This window comes from Stenotrophomonas sp. SMYL8 (assembly GCF_036320065.1).
GTDB classification, from domain to species: Bacteria; Pseudomonadota; Gammaproteobacteria; order Xanthomonadales; family Xanthomonadaceae; genus Stenotrophomonas; species Stenotrophomonas maltophilia_A.
On sequence record NZ_JAWIRR010000024.1, the window covers coordinates 23,560 to 37,370 of the forward strand.

16 protein-coding genes are annotated in these 13,811 nt (G+C 67.9%); 7 read left to right on the top strand and 9 right to left on the bottom strand.

Going from position 1 to position 13,811, the window contains the following annotated elements; translation table 11 throughout:
• Positions 1-9 precede the first annotated feature (9 nt).
• The 4 genes from V3B25_RS16725 (at position 10) to V3B25_RS16740 (ending at position 5,496) form a co-directional block, all read left to right on the top strand.
• Positions 10-1,158 (top strand): efflux RND transporter periplasmic adaptor subunit, encoded by a 1,149-nt coding sequence (locus tag V3B25_RS16725; RefSeq protein WP_032128781.1) that lies wholly within the window; start codon positions 10-12, stop codon positions 1,156-1,158.
• A 36-nt stretch (positions 1,159-1,194) separates the two neighbouring features.
• Entirely contained in the window at positions 1,195-4,344 is a 3,150-nt protein-coding gene (locus V3B25_RS16730) for a multidrug efflux RND transporter permease subunit (protein WP_329811027.1), read from the top strand.
• On the top strand, positions 4,325-4,717 hold the full coding sequence (locus V3B25_RS16735) for a nuclear transport factor 2 family protein (protein ID WP_032128783.1): 393 nt from the start codon (positions 4,325-4,327) through the stop codon (positions 4,715-4,717). The genes V3B25_RS16730 and V3B25_RS16735 overlap by 20 nt, the downstream gene beginning before the upstream one ends.
• An 83-nt stretch (positions 4,718-4,800) precedes the next feature.
• Entirely contained in the window at positions 4,801-5,496 is a 696-nt protein-coding gene (locus V3B25_RS16740) for an MliC family protein (RefSeq protein ID WP_201119018.1), read from the top strand.
• Positions 5,497-5,546: 50 nt separating this feature from the next.
• Here the strand turns inward: V3B25_RS16740 and V3B25_RS16745 are convergent, their stop codons facing one another.
• From V3B25_RS16745 to V3B25_RS16770, 6 genes are all read right to left on the bottom strand, one after another.
• Positions 5,547-6,080 (bottom strand): hypothetical protein, encoded by a 534-nt coding sequence (locus V3B25_RS16745; RefSeq protein ID WP_201119020.1) that lies wholly within the window; start codon positions 6,078-6,080, stop codon positions 5,547-5,549.
• On the bottom strand, positions 6,070-6,636 hold the full coding sequence (gene yeiP, locus V3B25_RS16750; RefSeq protein ID WP_005409468.1) for an elongation factor P-like protein YeiP: 567 nt from the start codon (positions 6,634-6,636) through the stop codon (positions 6,070-6,072). The genes V3B25_RS16745 and yeiP overlap by 11 nt, the downstream gene beginning before the upstream one ends.
• 49 nt (positions 6,637-6,685) lie before the next feature.
• Positions 6,686-7,456 carry an SDR family oxidoreductase gene (locus tag V3B25_RS16755; protein ID WP_049424669.1) on the bottom strand — a complete coding sequence of 257 codons (771 nt, stop codon included), beginning with the start codon at positions 7,454-7,456 and terminating at the stop codon, positions 6,686-6,688.
• Between the two features lie 100 nt (positions 7,457-7,556).
• Positions 7,557-8,453, bottom strand: a complete 897-nt coding sequence (locus V3B25_RS16760) for a hydroxymethylglutaryl-CoA lyase (protein ID WP_049424667.1) — start codon at positions 8,451-8,453, stop codon at positions 7,557-7,559.
• On the bottom strand, positions 8,450-8,851 hold the full coding sequence (locus V3B25_RS16765) for a VOC family protein (protein WP_049424665.1): 402 nt from the start codon (positions 8,849-8,851) through the stop codon (positions 8,450-8,452). The genes V3B25_RS16760 and V3B25_RS16765 overlap by 4 nt, the downstream gene beginning before the upstream one ends.
• 2 nt (positions 8,852-8,853) lie before the next feature.
• A complete protein-coding gene (locus V3B25_RS16770) occupies positions 8,854-9,642 on the bottom strand; it encodes an enoyl-CoA hydratase/isomerase family protein (protein WP_049424663.1) in 789 nt (262 codons plus the stop codon).
• Between the two features lie 119 nt (positions 9,643-9,761).
• On the opposite strand from V3B25_RS16770, the gene V3B25_RS16775 reads away from it, so the two are divergent.
• The 3 genes from V3B25_RS16775 to V3B25_RS16785 are packed head-to-tail and all read left to right on the top strand — an operon-like array spanning position 9,762 to position 12,132.
• Positions 9,762-10,016 carry a FeoA family protein gene (locus tag V3B25_RS16775; RefSeq protein ID WP_032128790.1) on the top strand — a complete coding sequence of 85 codons (255 nt, stop codon included), beginning with the start codon at positions 9,762-9,764 and terminating at the stop codon, positions 10,014-10,016.
• Positions 10,013-11,878, top strand: a complete 1,866-nt coding sequence (locus V3B25_RS16780; RefSeq protein ID WP_049400127.1) for a ferrous iron transporter B — start codon at positions 10,013-10,015, stop codon at positions 11,876-11,878. The genes V3B25_RS16775 and V3B25_RS16780 overlap by 4 nt, the downstream gene beginning before the upstream one ends.
• The gene (locus tag V3B25_RS16785; protein ID WP_049424661.1) at positions 11,878-12,132 is read left to right on the top strand and encodes a DUF6587 family protein; all 255 of its coding nucleotides are present in this window, start codon (positions 11,878-11,880) and stop codon (positions 12,130-12,132) included. The genes V3B25_RS16780 and V3B25_RS16785 overlap by 1 nt, the downstream gene beginning before the upstream one ends.
• 69 nt (positions 12,133-12,201) lie before the next feature.
• Here the strand turns inward: V3B25_RS16785 and V3B25_RS16790 are convergent, their stop codons facing one another.
• From V3B25_RS16790 to V3B25_RS16800, 3 genes are all read right to left on the bottom strand, one after another.
• Complete coding sequence (locus V3B25_RS16790; protein WP_049424659.1) at positions 12,202-12,663, bottom strand: DUF4304 domain-containing protein; 462 nt, start codon at positions 12,661-12,663, stop codon at positions 12,202-12,204.
• Positions 12,664-12,778: 115 nt separating this feature from the next.
• Positions 12,779-13,360 carry an NAD(P)H-dependent oxidoreductase gene (locus tag V3B25_RS16795; protein WP_329811028.1) on the bottom strand — a complete coding sequence of 194 codons (582 nt, stop codon included), beginning with the start codon at positions 13,358-13,360 and terminating at the stop codon, positions 12,779-12,781.
• Between the two features lie 55 nt (positions 13,361-13,415).
• Complete coding sequence (locus V3B25_RS16800; protein ID WP_049424655.1) at positions 13,416-13,811, bottom strand: MerR family transcriptional regulator; 396 nt, start codon at positions 13,809-13,811, stop codon at positions 13,416-13,418.

Consider the following 13,811-nt stretch of genomic DNA (forward strand, 5'->3'; position numbering starts at 1 on the left):
TGCACAGCAATGAGAACCTTCAGGACTCCGGTCGCGTTGATCGCGGCCCTCGCCCTGGCCATGACGGCCTGCTCCACCCCCGAAGCCACGCCCGAAGCCGCACCCCGCGTGAGCGTGGTTACCGTCGGCCCGCAGGTGGTGCAGCGTGACGACGAACTGCCTGGCCGCGTGGCCGCCGTGCGCACCGCGCAGATCCGAGCGCAGGTGGGTGGCATCGTGCAGCGCCGGCTGTTTGACCAGGGCGCGGAAGTAGACGCCGGCCAGGCCCTGTTCCAGATCGATCCGGCGGCCTTCCGTGCCGATGTCGATTCGGCACTGGCCGCGCTGCAGCGCAGCGAGGCCGCCCTGGGCCGCAGTCGCGTGCAGTCGCAGCGCCTGCATGCACTGGCCGCGGCACAGGCCGTCAGCCAGCAGCATCGCGACGATGCCAGTGCCGAGTACGAACAGGCCCGTGCCGCGGTGAATGAAGCGCGCGCGATCCTGGCCCGTCGCCAGCTCGACCTGCGCTATGCCACGGTCAGCGCGCCGATTGCCGGCCGCATCGATCAGGCGCTGGTGACCGAAGGCGCACTGGTCGGCGTGGCAGATGCCGAGCCGATGGCGGTGGTACAGCAGATCGACCAGGTCTACGTCGATGTGCGCCAGCCGGCGGCGCAGCTGGAATCGCTGCAGCGCAGTGCTGCCGGTGGTGGCGAGCTGCCGGTGACGATCATCGGTGCCGCCGGCAAGCCGCTGTCCGAGCGTGGCCAGATGCTGTTCTCCGGCATCAACGTCGATGCGCGTACCGGTGATGTGATCCTCCGCATCCTGGTCGACAACCCGCAGCGCCAGCTGCTACCCGGCATGTATGTGCGCGCGAAAGTGCCGCGGGGTGCACCGGCCAGTGCGCTGACCGTGCCGCAGCAGGCCGTGCTGCGCAGCGCCGGTGGCCAGGCTTATGCCTGGGTGATCGGTGGCGATGGCAAGGCGGTGATCCGCACGCTGGAGGTCGACGGCAGCGTTGATCGCCAGTGGCTGGTGCGCACCGGTCTGAAGGCGGGCGAAAAGGTGGTGGTCGAGGGCCAGGAACGCCTGCAGGAAGGCGTGGTGGTCGATGCGCGCGACTGGCAGGTGCCGGTCGCCAGCGCCGGCGCGGTCCAGGCCGGCAGCAAGGGCTGAGCCTTTCCCGGGCCAGCCCCTCCAGGAAAATCCAACATGGCACGTTTCTTCATCGATCGCCCGGTGTTCGCCTGGGTGCTGGCGATCTTCATCATCCTGGCCGGCGTACTGGCGATTCCGCGCTTGGCCGTGGAGCGCTATCCGGCGGTCGCGCCGCCCAGTGTCAGCATCTATGCCAGCTACCCGGGTGCCAGCCCGCAGACGCTGAATGATGCGGTGGTCGGGCTGATCGAGCGCGAGCTGTCCAGCGTCAAACACCTGCTGTACTTCGAATCGTCGGTGGACACCTCCGGCGAAGCCTCGATCACTGCGACCTTCAAGCCCGGTACCAACCCGGAGCTGGCGCAGGTGGACGTGCAGAACCGGATCAAGGCGATCGAGCCGCGCCTGCCGCGCAGCGTGCGCCAGAACGGCCTGTTCGTGGAGGCCGCCGATTCCGGCTTCCTGATGCTGGTCGGCCTGCGTTCGCCGGATGCCAGCGTCAGCGAAGCCGCGCTGGGCGATTTCATGGCGCGCAACATCATCGAAGAGCTGCGCCGCATCGATGGCGTCGGCCGCGTGCAGCTGTTCGGTGCCGAACAGGCGATGCGCGTTTGGCTGGACCCGACCCGGTTGACCGGCTACGGCCTGACCATGGGCGATGTGGCCACCGCCATCGAGCAGCAGAACCTGGAGATCTCGCCGGGACGCATCGGTGATTCGCCGGGTGTTCCGGGCCAGCGCATCACCGTGCCGCTCAGCGCCGATGGGCAGCTGTCCACGCCGGAGCAGTTCGCAGCCATCGTGCTGCGCGCCGGGGCAGACGGTTCACGGGTGGTGCTGGGCGATGTCGCCCGCGTCGAACTGGGCGCGCAGAGCTATGCGTGGGGCACCCGCGAGGATGGCCACCCAGCGACCGCCGCCGGGGTGCAGTTGCGTCCTGGCGCGAACGCAGTGCGCACCGCGTCGGCGGTACGCGAGCGCATGGCCGAACTGGCGCCGCTGCTGCCGCGCGGCGTGGAGTCGAGCATTCCGTTCGACACCGCACCGTTCGTGAAGATCTCGATCCAGAAGGTGGTGCAGACGCTGCTGGAGGCCATGCTGCTGGTGTTCGCGGTGATGTACCTGTTCCTGCAGAACTGGCGCTACACGCTGATTCCGGCGCTGGTCGCACCGATCGCGCTGCTCGGCACCTTCGCGGTGATGCTGGCACTGGGCTTCTCGATCAACGTGCTGACCATGTTCGGCATGGTGCTGGCGATCGGCATCATCGTCGACGACGCCATCGTGGTGGTCGAGGGCGTGGAACGGATCATGGCCGAGGAAGGACTGCCGCCGCGCGAGGCTACCATCAAGGCGATGCGCGAGCTGACCGGTGCGGTGATCGGCATCACCCTGGTGCTGACCGCCGTGTTCATTCCGATGGCGTTGGCCAACGGCTCGGTGGGCGCGATCTACCGCCAGTTCACCGTGGCGATGGCGGTGTCGATCCTGTTCTCGGCGCTGCTGGCATTGAGCCTGACGCCGGCACTGTGCGCGACCCTGCTGCGCCCGAACACCCATGGTCATCATGGTCGGGGCGGGCTGTTCGGCGCCTTCAATCGTGGCTTCGAGGCGATGACCGGGCGCTACCAGCGTGGCGTGGCCTCGGTGCTGCAGCGCAGTGGGCGGGTGATGGGCGTGTTCGCCGCACTGGTAGTGGCGCTGCTGCTGGGCCTGCACTGGTTGCCGGGCGCATTCCTGCCGGAAGAAGACCAGGGCTATTTCATGACTTCGATCCAGCTGCCGGCCGAAGCCACCGCCGAGCGCACGCTGGCCGTGGTCGAAGCCTACGAGCGGCATGTGGCGTCACGCCCGGGCATCGGCTCCAACCAGTCGATCCTCGGCTACAGCTTCTCCGGTTCCGGCCCGAGCGCGGCGCTGACCTACACCATGCTCAAGGACTGGGGTGAGCGTGCAGGGGCCACCGCAGCCGGCGAGGTGGAGGCCGCGCAGAAGGCGATGTCCACGATTGCCGAGGGCGAGGTGATGAGCGTGATGCCGCCGGCGATCGACAGCCTGGGCCGTTCGTCCGGGTTCTCGCTCGCCCTGCAGGCGCGGACCGGGCAGAGCCAGGCCGAACTGCGCGCGGCCCTGCAGCAGCTGCTGAAGCAGGCCGAGACCAGCCCGCTGCTGTCGGAAGTGCATGCCGATGGCCTGCCGGCCGGCACCAGCGTGCGGCTGGACATCGACCGGGCCAAGGCCGAGGCGATGGGCGTGGGCTTCGAACACATCAGCAGCACGCTGTCGGCTGCGATGGGCTCGCAGTACGTCAATGACTTCCCCAACAAGGGCCGGTTGCAGCAGGTGATCCTGCAGGCAGACGCCTCGCACCGGATGGAACTGGAGGATGTGCTGAAGCTGTACGTGCGGAACAGCGAGGGCGGCATGGTGGCGCTGTCCGAACTGGTGACCCCGCACTGGACCGAGGCGCCGCTGCAGCTGCAGCGCTATCTCGGCTTCCCGGCGCTGAATCTGTCCGGCGCCCCGGCCTCCGGCGTGTCGACCGGCCAGGCGATGGCGGAGATGGAGCGGCTGGCCGAAACGCTGCCGTCTGGCTTCGCGCTGCAGTGGACCAGCCAGTCGCTGCAGGAGCGTGAGTCGGGGGCGCAGGCACCGTGGCTGCTGTTGTTGTCGATGCTGGTGGTGTTCCTGGTGCTGGCGGCGCTGTACGAGAGCTGGTCGATTCCGTTGGCGGTGATGCTGGTGGTGCCACTCGGCCTGCTCGGTGCGGTCGCCGCCGTGTTGTTGCGCGGCATGCCCAACGACGTGTTCTTCAAGGTCGGCATGATCACGGTGATCGGGCTGTCGGCGAAGAACGCGATCCTCATCGTCGAGTTCGCGCGGCAGCTGCAGCAGCAGGGTCGCGGCCTGGTTGAAGCAGCGCTGGAAGCGGCGCGGCTGCGCCTGCGGCCGATCGTGATGACCTCGCTGGCATTCGCGCTGGGCGTGGTGCCGCTGATGCTGGCGCAGGGCGCATCGAAGGAAACCCAGCAGGCGATCGGAACCGGCGTGTTCGGCGGCATGGTCAGTGCGACCGTGCTGGCGGTGTTCTTCGTGCCGGTCTTCTATGTAGTAGTGCAGGGCGCGCGGCAGTGGATCGCGCAACGCCTGCGCAGGCGCCGGCCGATGCCGGAAGGATCCGTGGATGGAACGGGACATCGTTGAAGACCTGCATGAGCGGCAGCTGGCAGCGCTGGAACAGCGCCTGCGGCAGGCATTGCTGGATGACGACCACGATGCGCTGACCGCGCTGGTATCGCCGGCCTTGTTCATGATGGATGGGCAGGGCGGGCGCATGCTCGATCTGCCCTGGCTGGGCGACTGGCTGGCCGGGAACCTGCGGGTGAGCAGCCTGCAATCGTACGCGGTGGAAACGCTGCTGTGCGGACGCCTGGCATTGTTGTCCAGTGACGTGCGCTTGTCGGTGCGCGGGCAGGGCCAGGAGCGCGAGCTGAAACTGCGCCTGCTGCGGGTCTGGACCTGCAGTTCCGGCGACAGTGGCGCACAGTTGCTGTCGATGGCGGTGCTGGCCGCGTGAGTGCGGTCAGGCCGCTTTCAGGCCCCGCTCACCGGCAGGTGGTAGGGTCGAAGATCTCTGTAGTGTCGACAAGGAGTCGAGCCATGCGTGTAGTCCCCAGTCTGTTGGCAGCCTCCCTCGGGTTGGTCCTGGCCGCGTGCCAGCCGGCACAGCCACCCGCTGCGGGCGGCACTGATGCCGCGCCGCCGGCCGCGCCCGAACCGGCTGCCAGCACCGGCGCCGGTACCGGCAGCGAGACCATGTACCGGTGTGGTGATCTGAACGTGCGCGCGACCTTCAATGGCGAGGATGCGGCGACGGTAGTGATCGGCGAACGTACCTTCGCCATGACCTCCGAGCGTGCGGCGTCGGGCGCGAAGTATGGCGATGGCCAGGGCAACAGCTTCTGGACCAAGGGCAGCGATGACGGCCTGTTGAGCCTGAAGGGCGAGGCCGATCGCGAGTGCCATGCGGTCGAAGCCACCGAAGGCGATGGCAGCGCCGGCAATGCCGCGTTCCGTGCCACCGGCAACGAACCCGGCTGGCTTGCAGTCGTTGACGGCGATGCGCCGGGCCTGCAGGTGGAAGTCGATTACGGCGAGCGCCGCTTCGATGTGGCCAAGCCCACCGAGGGGGCCGACGGATGGAGTGGCAAGGCGTCCGACGGTACCGACGTCAAGCTCAGCTTCCAGCGCACCACCTGCCAGGACGACATGAGTGGTGAGGCGTTCGAGGCCAGGGTGAACCTGACCATCGGCACCCGCCAGTACCACGGCTGCGGCAATTTCGGCGCGAAGTAACGCCCGATTCCGCGGATCGGTGACGCCGGGCCATGCCCGGCGTGCATCGATCAGCCCCCGCAGGGCTTCAGGTCGAGATCGAAGTCCAGGTCATAGCGAGTGTTGATTCCGATCAGCCCTGCGCGGACAGCGCAGTCACCGCGATGACGCGCGACCAGATCGGTGAAGTTCTTCTCGCGGCCTTCGCAGTATTTGGCGCTGGCCTCTTCCAGTTCACGGCGACGCTCGTCGTCGTACGGCTCTTCGCCGGCGAAATGCTGGCAGGTGTTCTCGCGCGCGAGGAAGGCCTGCACGTCGGCCGGCATCGCGCAGTAGATGCGCACGTCGTCGACGTCATATACATCCTCCGGGACCGGACAGCCTGCGGCTGCACGTACCTTGTCCAGGTCCTCATCGCCCGAGGGCTGCTCGGTAGCGGGCTCCGCTTCGGCGATGGCCTCCACGGCGGCCGGTGCCTCCACCGCTGGTGCGGCGGTCACGGCCGGTTCGGCTGGCGTGGCGTCGGCAGCATTGTCCGCTGCCTGCGGCGAACATGCCGCAAGCAGGGACAGGCAACCGATCAGCGCAAGGCGCTTAGTCGGCACGGCCAGCGAATTCGCCGGTGGCGGTGTTCACCAGCACGCGCTCGCCGTTGACGATGTACTCCGGCACCATGATTTCGATGCCGGTGTTGAGCTTGGCCGGCTTCGGGCGCTTGGTGGCGGTGCCGCCCTTCAGTTCCGGCGGGGTTTCAATCACTTCCAGCACCACCGAGGCCGGCAGCTGGATCGCCACCGGCTGCTCGTCGATCACCTGCACGTAGATGCCGGTCAGGCCGTCGGTGATGTAGCCGGCGTCGTCGCCGATCACGTCCGCGTCCAGGGTGTACGGGGTGTAGTCCTCGTCATCGAGGAACACGAACGCATCGCCGTCCTTGTACGAATAGGTGGACTGGCGGCGCAGCAGTTCGACCTCGACCAGGTTGTCGTCGGCATCGAAGCTGGCATCGAGCTTGTTGCCGCCCGGCACGCTGTACATGATGAAGCGGAAGCGGACGTTGCCGCCGCGACCCTGCGGCGAGCTGCGCTCGATGTCGCGGATCTGGTACACGCCGTTGTTGTACTCGACGACGTTGCCCTTCTTGATGTCGTTGGCTTTCATGGTGATCTAGGTCGTTGGGGGAGGGCGCCGTCCCGGCGCCCGGGGGGAATCACTTCGGAGCGAGGCGGGTAGCGCCGTCCAGGCGGATGGTCTCGCCATTGAGGTAGGTGTTGCCGAGGATGAAGCCGACCAGGCTGGCGAAGTCTTCCGGCTTGCCCAGGCGCGACGGGAACGGGATCGACGCGGCCAGCGACTGCTGCACCGCCTCGGGCATGCCATCGACCATCGGCGTCCAGAACACGCCCGGGGCGATGGTGTTGACGCGGATGCCGAAGCGCGACAGTTCGCGCGCCATCGGCAGCGTCATCGACACCACGCCGCCCTTGCTGGCGGCGTACGCGGCCTGGCCGATCTGGCCTTCGTAGGCGGCGATGCTGGCGGTATTGATGATCACGCCGCGCTCGCCGTCGGTGCCGGCTTCGTTGTGCTGCATGCGGTTGGCCGCGGCCTTTGCAACGTTGAAGCTACCGACCAGGTTGACCATCACCGTGCCCTGGAAGCCGGCCAGCGGCATCGGCCCTTCTTTGCCCAGCACGCGGCCGGCGCCGAGGATGCCGGCGCAGTTCATCGCCACGTTCAGGCCACCGAGGAACTCGTGGGCCTGGTCGATGGCTGCGGTTACCGCCGCCTCATCGCTGACGTTGACGTTGAAGTAGCGGGCCTTGTCGGCGCCCAGTCCGGCAACGGCAGCAGCACCCTTGTCGTCGTTGAGGTCGAACAGGGCCACCTTGCCGCCCTGGGCGACGAGGTGCTGGGCCACGGCCAGGCCGAGGCCGGAGACGCCGCCGGTGATCACGGCACGTACGGAAGACAGCTGCATTGCACGGTCCTGCAGGTTCGAGAACCGCCGATTCTAACGGAAGCCGCGACCGCCGCTGTTGTGCACTGCGCCGCCGCTGCAGTGCGGCGCAGTGCGGCGGTCAGCCGGCGGCGGCCAGCGCCTGGCCGGTGCGGCTGGCGGTGGCGCGTCCGAGCAGGCCGGCCAGCCAGCGGCCGGTTTCGGCCAGTGCCGGCAGGTCCACGCCGCTGTCCAGGCCCAGGCCCTGCAGCAGGTAGACCACGTCCTCGCTGGCGACGTTGCCGCTGGCGCCCTTCGCGTACGGGCAACCACCGGCGCCGGAGACGGCGCTGTCGACCACGCGCACGCCTTCTTCCAGGCAGGTGGCGATGTTGGCGATGGCCTGGCCATAGGTGTCGTGGAAGTGCACGGCCAGTGCGGCCATCGGAATCTCGGCGGCAACCGCCTGCAGCATTGCCCGGGCCTTGCGCGGGGTGCCGACGCCGATGGTGTCGCCCAGCGAGATTTCGTAACAGCCCATCTGGTGCAGGGCACGCGCCACCCGCACCACGTCGGCCAGTGGCACCTCGCCCTGGTAAGGGCAGCCGAGCACGGTGGAGACGTAGCCGCGCACGCGCACGCCATCGGCGGCGGCGCGGCGCAGGATCGGCTCGAACCGGGCCAGCGATTCGTCGATGCCGGCATTGGTGTTGGTGCGGTTGAACGCCTCCGAAGCGGCGGTGAACACCGCCACTTCCTCCACGCCCACCGCACGGGCGCGGTCGTAGCCCTGTTCGTTCGGTACCAGCACCGGGTAGTGGATGCCGGCCCGGCGCTGGATGCCGGCGTAGACCTCGGCGGCATCGGCCAGCTGCGGGATCCACTTCGGGCTGACGAAGCTGGTCGCCTCGATGCTGCGCAGGCCGGTGGCCGACAGGCGGTTGATCAGTTCGATCTTGTCGGCGGTGGACACCGACTGCTTTTCGTTCTGCAGACCGTCACGCGGGCCGACCTCGACGATGCGGACGTAGTCGTTCATGCGGCCACCTCGTCGGCAGGGCGGTGGCAGACCGCCTCGATGTTGTTGCCATCCAGGTCGAGCACGAAGGCGCCGTAGTAGTCGGGGTGGTACCACGGGCGCAGGCCCGGCGCGCCGTTGTCGCGACCGCCGGCGGCGAGGGCAGCGGCATGGAAGGCGTCCACCTGGGTGCGGCTGGCGCAGGCGAAGGCCACGTGCACGCCGTGGCTGGCGGTGCCGCCATTGCCGAGCCAGAAGAACGGCTTGCCGTCGCTGCCGAAGCCGATGTGGTCGTGCGCGCCGGTCTGTTCGGCGGTCACTTCCATCACCACGCCGATCTGCAGCGGCGCCAGCGCCTGCAGGAAGAAGGTCTTGCTGCGCGCCAGGTCGGCGCTGGTCAAACCAAGATGATCGAGCATGTTCAGGCTTCCGTGACCCAGTGGGGCGCGCGCTTGTCGAGGAAGGCGCCCAGGCCTTCCTGGCCCTCGGCGGACACCCGCAGGCGCGCGATCAGGGCGGCATTATCGCGATCCAGGGCATCGCGGTCATGGCTGTCACGCACCTGCCGCACCAGCTGCTTGGCGCTGGAAGAAGCGATCGGGCCGGCCTTGTCGAGCAGGGCCAGCTGGCGTTGCACGGCCTCGTCCAGGCGTTCCGGCTCGACCAGCTGGTGGACCAGGCCGATGCGCAGCGCAGTCTCGGCGTCGAAGTGCTCGCCGGTGGCGAACCAGCGGCGCGCCTGGCGCGGGCCGATGGCCTCGATCACGTAGGGAGAGATCACCGCTGGCAGCAGGCCGAGGCGGCTTTCGGTGAGGCCGAAGCGCGCCGCGGTGCTGGCGATGGCGATGTCGCAGCAGGCGACCAGGCCGACGCCGCCACCGAAGGCCGCGCCGTGGACCCGGGCCAGGGTCGGCTTGGGCAGCTCGTCCAGGGTGCGCATCAGCCGCGCCAGGGCCAGCGAGTCCTCGCGATTGTCGGCCTCGCTGGCGGCGGCCATGCCACGCATCCACTGCATGTCGGCGCCGGCCGAGAAGGAGGTGCCGTGGCCGGCCACCACTACCGCGCGCACCGCGTCGTCGCGTCCGGCGGCTTCGAGGGCGGCGGTCAGCCGCGCGATCAGGCCGGCGTCAAAGGCATTGTGCAGCTCGGGCCGGTTCAGCCAGAGGGTGAGGACGGCGCCGCTGCGCTCGATCTGCAAAGCATCGTTCATGGGATTCCAGGGTCACTCCATACGTGTATGGATCATAGCGGGCCATTGGTCATGGGCCATGACGCGACGCGGGAATGTTAGAATCGAGAACCATTTACATCCAGCAGAGAATGCGCTAGATGACGCTGTCCGAACTGCCGCTGCACGCCTCGGCCGTGGTCGAGTCCGTGCAGGACCTCCATGCCAACGATGCCATCGCCCGTCGCCTGCGCGAGCTGGGTTTCGTGAAGGGCGAGGAAGTGCGCCTGGTGGCCAAGGGCCCGGTCGGTGGCGAGCCGCTGCTGGTGCAGGTCGGGTTCACCCGGTTTGCGCTGCGTATCAGTGAAGCCAAGCGCGTCGTGGTCGACGCCAACCGCCAGGAGCGTCGCGCATGACCGCTGCAACTTCTACCGCGCCCCTGCGCATTGCGCTGGTCGGTAACCCCAACAGTGGCAAGACCGCGCTGTTCAACCAGCTGACCGGCAGCCGGCAGAAGGTTGCCAACTACACCGGCGTCACCGTTGAGCGCAAGGAAGGCCGCCTGCGCGCGCCGTCCGGCCGCGAGTTCGCCGTACTCGATCTGCCAGGTGCCTACAGCCTGCACCCGGCCAGCCTGGACGAGGCGATCACCCGTGACCTGTGCCGGGGCTTCTACCCGGGCGAGGCTGCACCGGACGTGCTGCTGTGCGTGATCGACGCCACCAACCTGCGCCTGCACCTGCGCTTCGCGCTGGAACTGCGCGAGCTGGGCAAGCCGATGGTGGTTGCGCTGAACATGGTCGATGCGGCCCAGCGCCGTGGCATCCAGGTGGACGTGGCCGCGCTGGAGCGCGAGCTGGGCGTGCCGGTGGTGGAAACCGTGGCGGTGCGCAAGCAGGGCGCCAAGGCCCTGGTCGAGCGCCTTGATGCGATGGTGCCGCACCTGGATGCGCCGGTGCCGGGCCCGGAAGGTGGCATCGACTACCACGCCAAGGTGCGCGAGATCCTGTCGGTGGCCGTGCGCATGCCGGCACGGACCGCGAAAGTCGACGACGCGCTGGACCGCTGGCTGCTGCACCCGGTGTTCGGCCTGATCAGCCTGGCGGTGGTGATGTTCCTGATCTTCCAGGCGGTGTATGCCTGGGCGACACCGTTGATGGATGGCATCGAGGCCGGTTTCGCCTGGCTTGGTGCCTTCGTTGGCAGCGTGCTGCCGGAAGGTCCGTTGGCCAGCCTGCTGACTGACGGCATCATCGCCGGTGTGGGTGGCGTGGTGGTGTTCCTGCCGCAGATCCTGATCCTGTTCTTCTTCATCCTGGTGCTGGAGGAATCCGGCTACCTGCCGCGTGCGGCGTTCCTGCTCGACCGCATGATGGCCGCCGCCGGCCTGTCTGGCCGCTCGTTCATCCCGCTGCTGTCCAGTTTCGCCTGCGCGGTGCCGGGCATCATGTCCACGCGCAGCATCCAGGACCCGCGTGACCGCCTGGCCACGATCCTGGTGGCGCCGCTGATGACCTGTTCCGCACGCCTGCCGGTGTACGCGCTGCTGATTGGCGCGTTCATCCCGCAGAAGACGGTGTGGGGCGTGTTCAACCAGCAGGGCCTGGTGCTGTTCGGCCTGTATGCGGCCGGCATTCTCAGTGCGCTGGCGATGTCGTGGATCATGAAGAAGTGGCGCCGCGACAAGAGCGAGCACCCGCTGATGCTGGAGCTGCCGTCGTACCGGCTGCCGCATGTGCGCGATCTGGCGGTGGGCCTGTACGAGCGCGGCATGATCTTCCTCAAGCGCGTCGGCGGCATCATTCTGGCGCTGACCATCCTGCTGTGGGTGCTGCTCTCGTTCCCGGCGGCTCCGGCCGGCGCCACCATGCCGGCCATCGATTACAGCTATGCGGGCCAGATCGGCCATGCGATGGCGGTGTTCTTCGCGCCGCTGGGCTTCAACTGGCAGATCTGCATTGCGCTGATTCCGGGCCTGGCCGCGCGCGAAGTGGCGGTGTCCTCGCTGGCGACCGTGTACGCGCTGTCGGCGGCCGATGACGATGCCGCCAGCCAGGCGCTGACCCCTCTGATCAGCGACGGCTGGTCACTGGCCACCGCGCTGTCGCTGCTGGTCTGGTACATCTACGCCCCGATGTGCATCTCGACGCTGGCCACCATCAAGCGCGAGACCAATTCGTGGAAGACGATGGCCTTCTCGGCGTTCTACCTGTTTGCTGCGGCCTACGTGGCGGCGCTGATCACCTACCAGGTGACCAAGGCGCTGGGAGGCGGCTGATGGACCGTGGACTGCTGCTGCAGTACCTGATCATCGCGGTGGCCGTGCTGGTCAGTGCCTGGGTGGTGCTGAAGAAGCAGTTTCCCGGCACCGTGCGCAAGCTGCGTGGCGCGCTTGCGCTGGCCCTGCTGAAGCCGGGCCGCGCCGCCTGGCTGCAGGCGCTGGGGCGGAAGATCGCACCGCCGGCTAGCGGAGGCGGTGGTGCCTGTGGCGGTTGCGACGGCTGCGGGCCGACGCCGCCCAAACAGCACTGAATGTGTCCTGGTAGGTGCGAACCTTGGTTCGCACACTCCTGGAGTCCATCCACGCATGGCGTGGATCTGCTAGACCTCTCTGCGGATGATCGCCCGGAAGTTCCCGTCCTGATTCAATCGCCGCACTGACTCGCGGTTTCCATGGGTTGCCGCGAAGCCCGCCACGTCGGCAAGGGCACCGAGCAGCAGGCATTTCATCCCATCGCGATTGCCGGCCTCCAGCAGATCATCCAGATCCTGCTGGATGAAAGCCCGGCGCAGGCCGGGCGTCTCTTCGATCCGCCAGTCGACATGGGGCGTGGGAATGCTGGAGCGGTACCGGAAAGCTGTTTCAAGATCGTCAGGCGCGAGGGGATACTCGAGCAGCTCCGGAAAGTAGAGCCCAGCATTCACATAGAAACCCCGGTTTTCGCTGGCGCGTTGGTGATTCACGACAAGCAGGGCAGTATCCAGCAAGCGGTAGCGGGTCGTCGACGTGCCGGCAAAGCCGGTCTTCCTGGCGCACTTGCTGAAGACGGTCGAGGATTTCATGGGCGTTGCCTGGGCCGGAAGAGGGCCCTCAGACTTGAGGCGCAGTGCCCGGCGGTCAATTGGCAAACGCGACACATGGAACGTGGCCGGCATTTCATCCACGCATGGCTTGGATCTACCTGGCGCGTGAACCCAGCTCTGCTGCCAACGCCAGCCACTTGCTGCGTTGTGCTGGGGTACTGCTGCGCACCACACCGAGACGGCTGACCCGCACCGGGCGGATGCCGCAGAATTCCAGGAGGGGGGCGCGGATCTGGGTGATGCCCGGGTCGCGGTAGATCCAGCGGTAGTACCAGGGCGGCGTATCCAGCGTGGTGATCACCCGTGCGCTGCGCCCGGCCAGCAGCCGGTCCCACCACACCGAATCGCGCCGGTAGCGGAAGGCGTACCCCGGCAGCAGCACGCGATCGAAGAAGCCCTTCAGCAGCGCCGGCATCGCACCCCACCAGGTGGGATAGACCAGCACCAGGTGATCGCAGGCCTCGATCGCTTCCGCCGCGTCCTGCAGGTCGGCTTCCAGCGGCTGGATCTGGCGGTAGCCATGCCGCAGCACCGGATCGAACTCGAGTTCACCCAATGCGATCAAGCGCACCCGGTGGCCGGCATTCTCGGCGGCGGTGGCGTAGCGCTGGGCGAGGGCGCCGCACAGGCTGTCGCGGTCGGGATGGCCGAGCAGCATCAGGATGGAACGGGACACGGCAACCTCGGGCAATGGAAAGTGCGCGAGGCTGCGGTCTGCCCCAAGGGCAGAGTCAAGCCTGGGTCGTGCAGCCGCTGGGTTCCAGCACGCAGTCATTGCTGCCGGAGAGCAGCCACTGCTGCAGTTCGTCGCTGACCTGCTGCAGGTCGAGCTCGACCTGCGCCAGCCGTGCCCGCTCGCTGGCAATGCGGCTGCGCTGCTGCTCAAGCAGGGTCAGCACTGCCTGCCAGTCGAGCCGCCCGTCGCGGCCCTGCAGGCGCGAGATTGCCGCCAGCGTGATACCCAGCCCCAGCGCCTGGCGGATCAGCTGCACCCAGGCCACGTCCTGTTCGCTGTAGTCGCGATAGCGGTTCACGCGCGGCACCGGCGGCAGCAGCCCGCGTGCCTCGTACAGGCGGATGGCCTTGGCGCTGGCGCCGGTCAGGCGACTGACTTCGGAAATGCGCAT

Bases quoted from the DNA above. Each gene is read 5' to 3' on its own strand.
- yeiP (WP_005409468.1), bottom strand. From the start codon at position 6,636: ATGAAAGCCAACGACATCAAGAAGGGCAACGTCGTCGAGTACAACAAC.
- V3B25_RS16755 (WP_049424669.1), bottom strand. From the start codon at position 7,456: ATGCAGCTGTCTTCCGTACGTGCCGTGATCACCGGCGGCGTCTCCGGC.
- V3B25_RS16780 (WP_049400127.1), top strand. From the start codon at position 10,013: ATGACCGCTGCAACTTCTACCGCGCCCCTGCGCATTGCGCTGGTCGGT.
- V3B25_RS16785 (WP_049424661.1), top strand. From the start codon at position 11,878: ATGGACCGTGGACTGCTGCTGCAGTACCTGATCATCGCGGTGGCCGTG.
- V3B25_RS16740 (WP_201119018.1), top strand. From the start codon at position 4,801: ATGCGTGTAGTCCCCAGTCTGTTGGCAGCCTCCCTCGGGTTGGTCCTG.
- V3B25_RS16800 (WP_049424655.1), bottom strand. From the start codon at position 13,811: ATGCGCATTTCCGAAGTCAGTCGCCTGACCGGCGCCAGCGCCAAGGCC.
- V3B25_RS16775 (WP_032128790.1), top strand. From the start codon at position 9,762: ATGACGCTGTCCGAACTGCCGCTGCACGCCTCGGCCGTGGTCGAGTCC.
- V3B25_RS16730 (WP_329811027.1), top strand. From the start codon at position 1,195: ATGGCACGTTTCTTCATCGATCGCCCGGTGTTCGCCTGGGTGCTGGCG.
- V3B25_RS16735 (WP_032128783.1), top strand. From the start codon at position 4,325: ATGGAACGGGACATCGTTGAAGACCTGCATGAGCGGCAGCTGGCAGCG.
- V3B25_RS16765 (WP_049424665.1), bottom strand. From the start codon at position 8,851: ATGCTCGATCATCTTGGTTTGACCAGCGCCGACCTGGCGCGCAGCAAG.
- V3B25_RS16770 (WP_049424663.1), bottom strand. From the start codon at position 9,642: ATGAACGATGCTTTGCAGATCGAGCGCAGCGGCGCCGTCCTCACCCTC.
- V3B25_RS16790 (WP_049424659.1), bottom strand. From the start codon at position 12,663: ATGAAATCCTCGACCGTCTTCAGCAAGTGCGCCAGGAAGACCGGCTTT.
- V3B25_RS16725 (WP_032128781.1), top strand. From the start codon at position 10: ATGAGAACCTTCAGGACTCCGGTCGCGTTGATCGCGGCCCTCGCCCTG.
- V3B25_RS16760 (WP_049424667.1), bottom strand. From the start codon at position 8,453: ATGAACGACTACGTCCGCATCGTCGAGGTCGGCCCGCGTGACGGTCTG.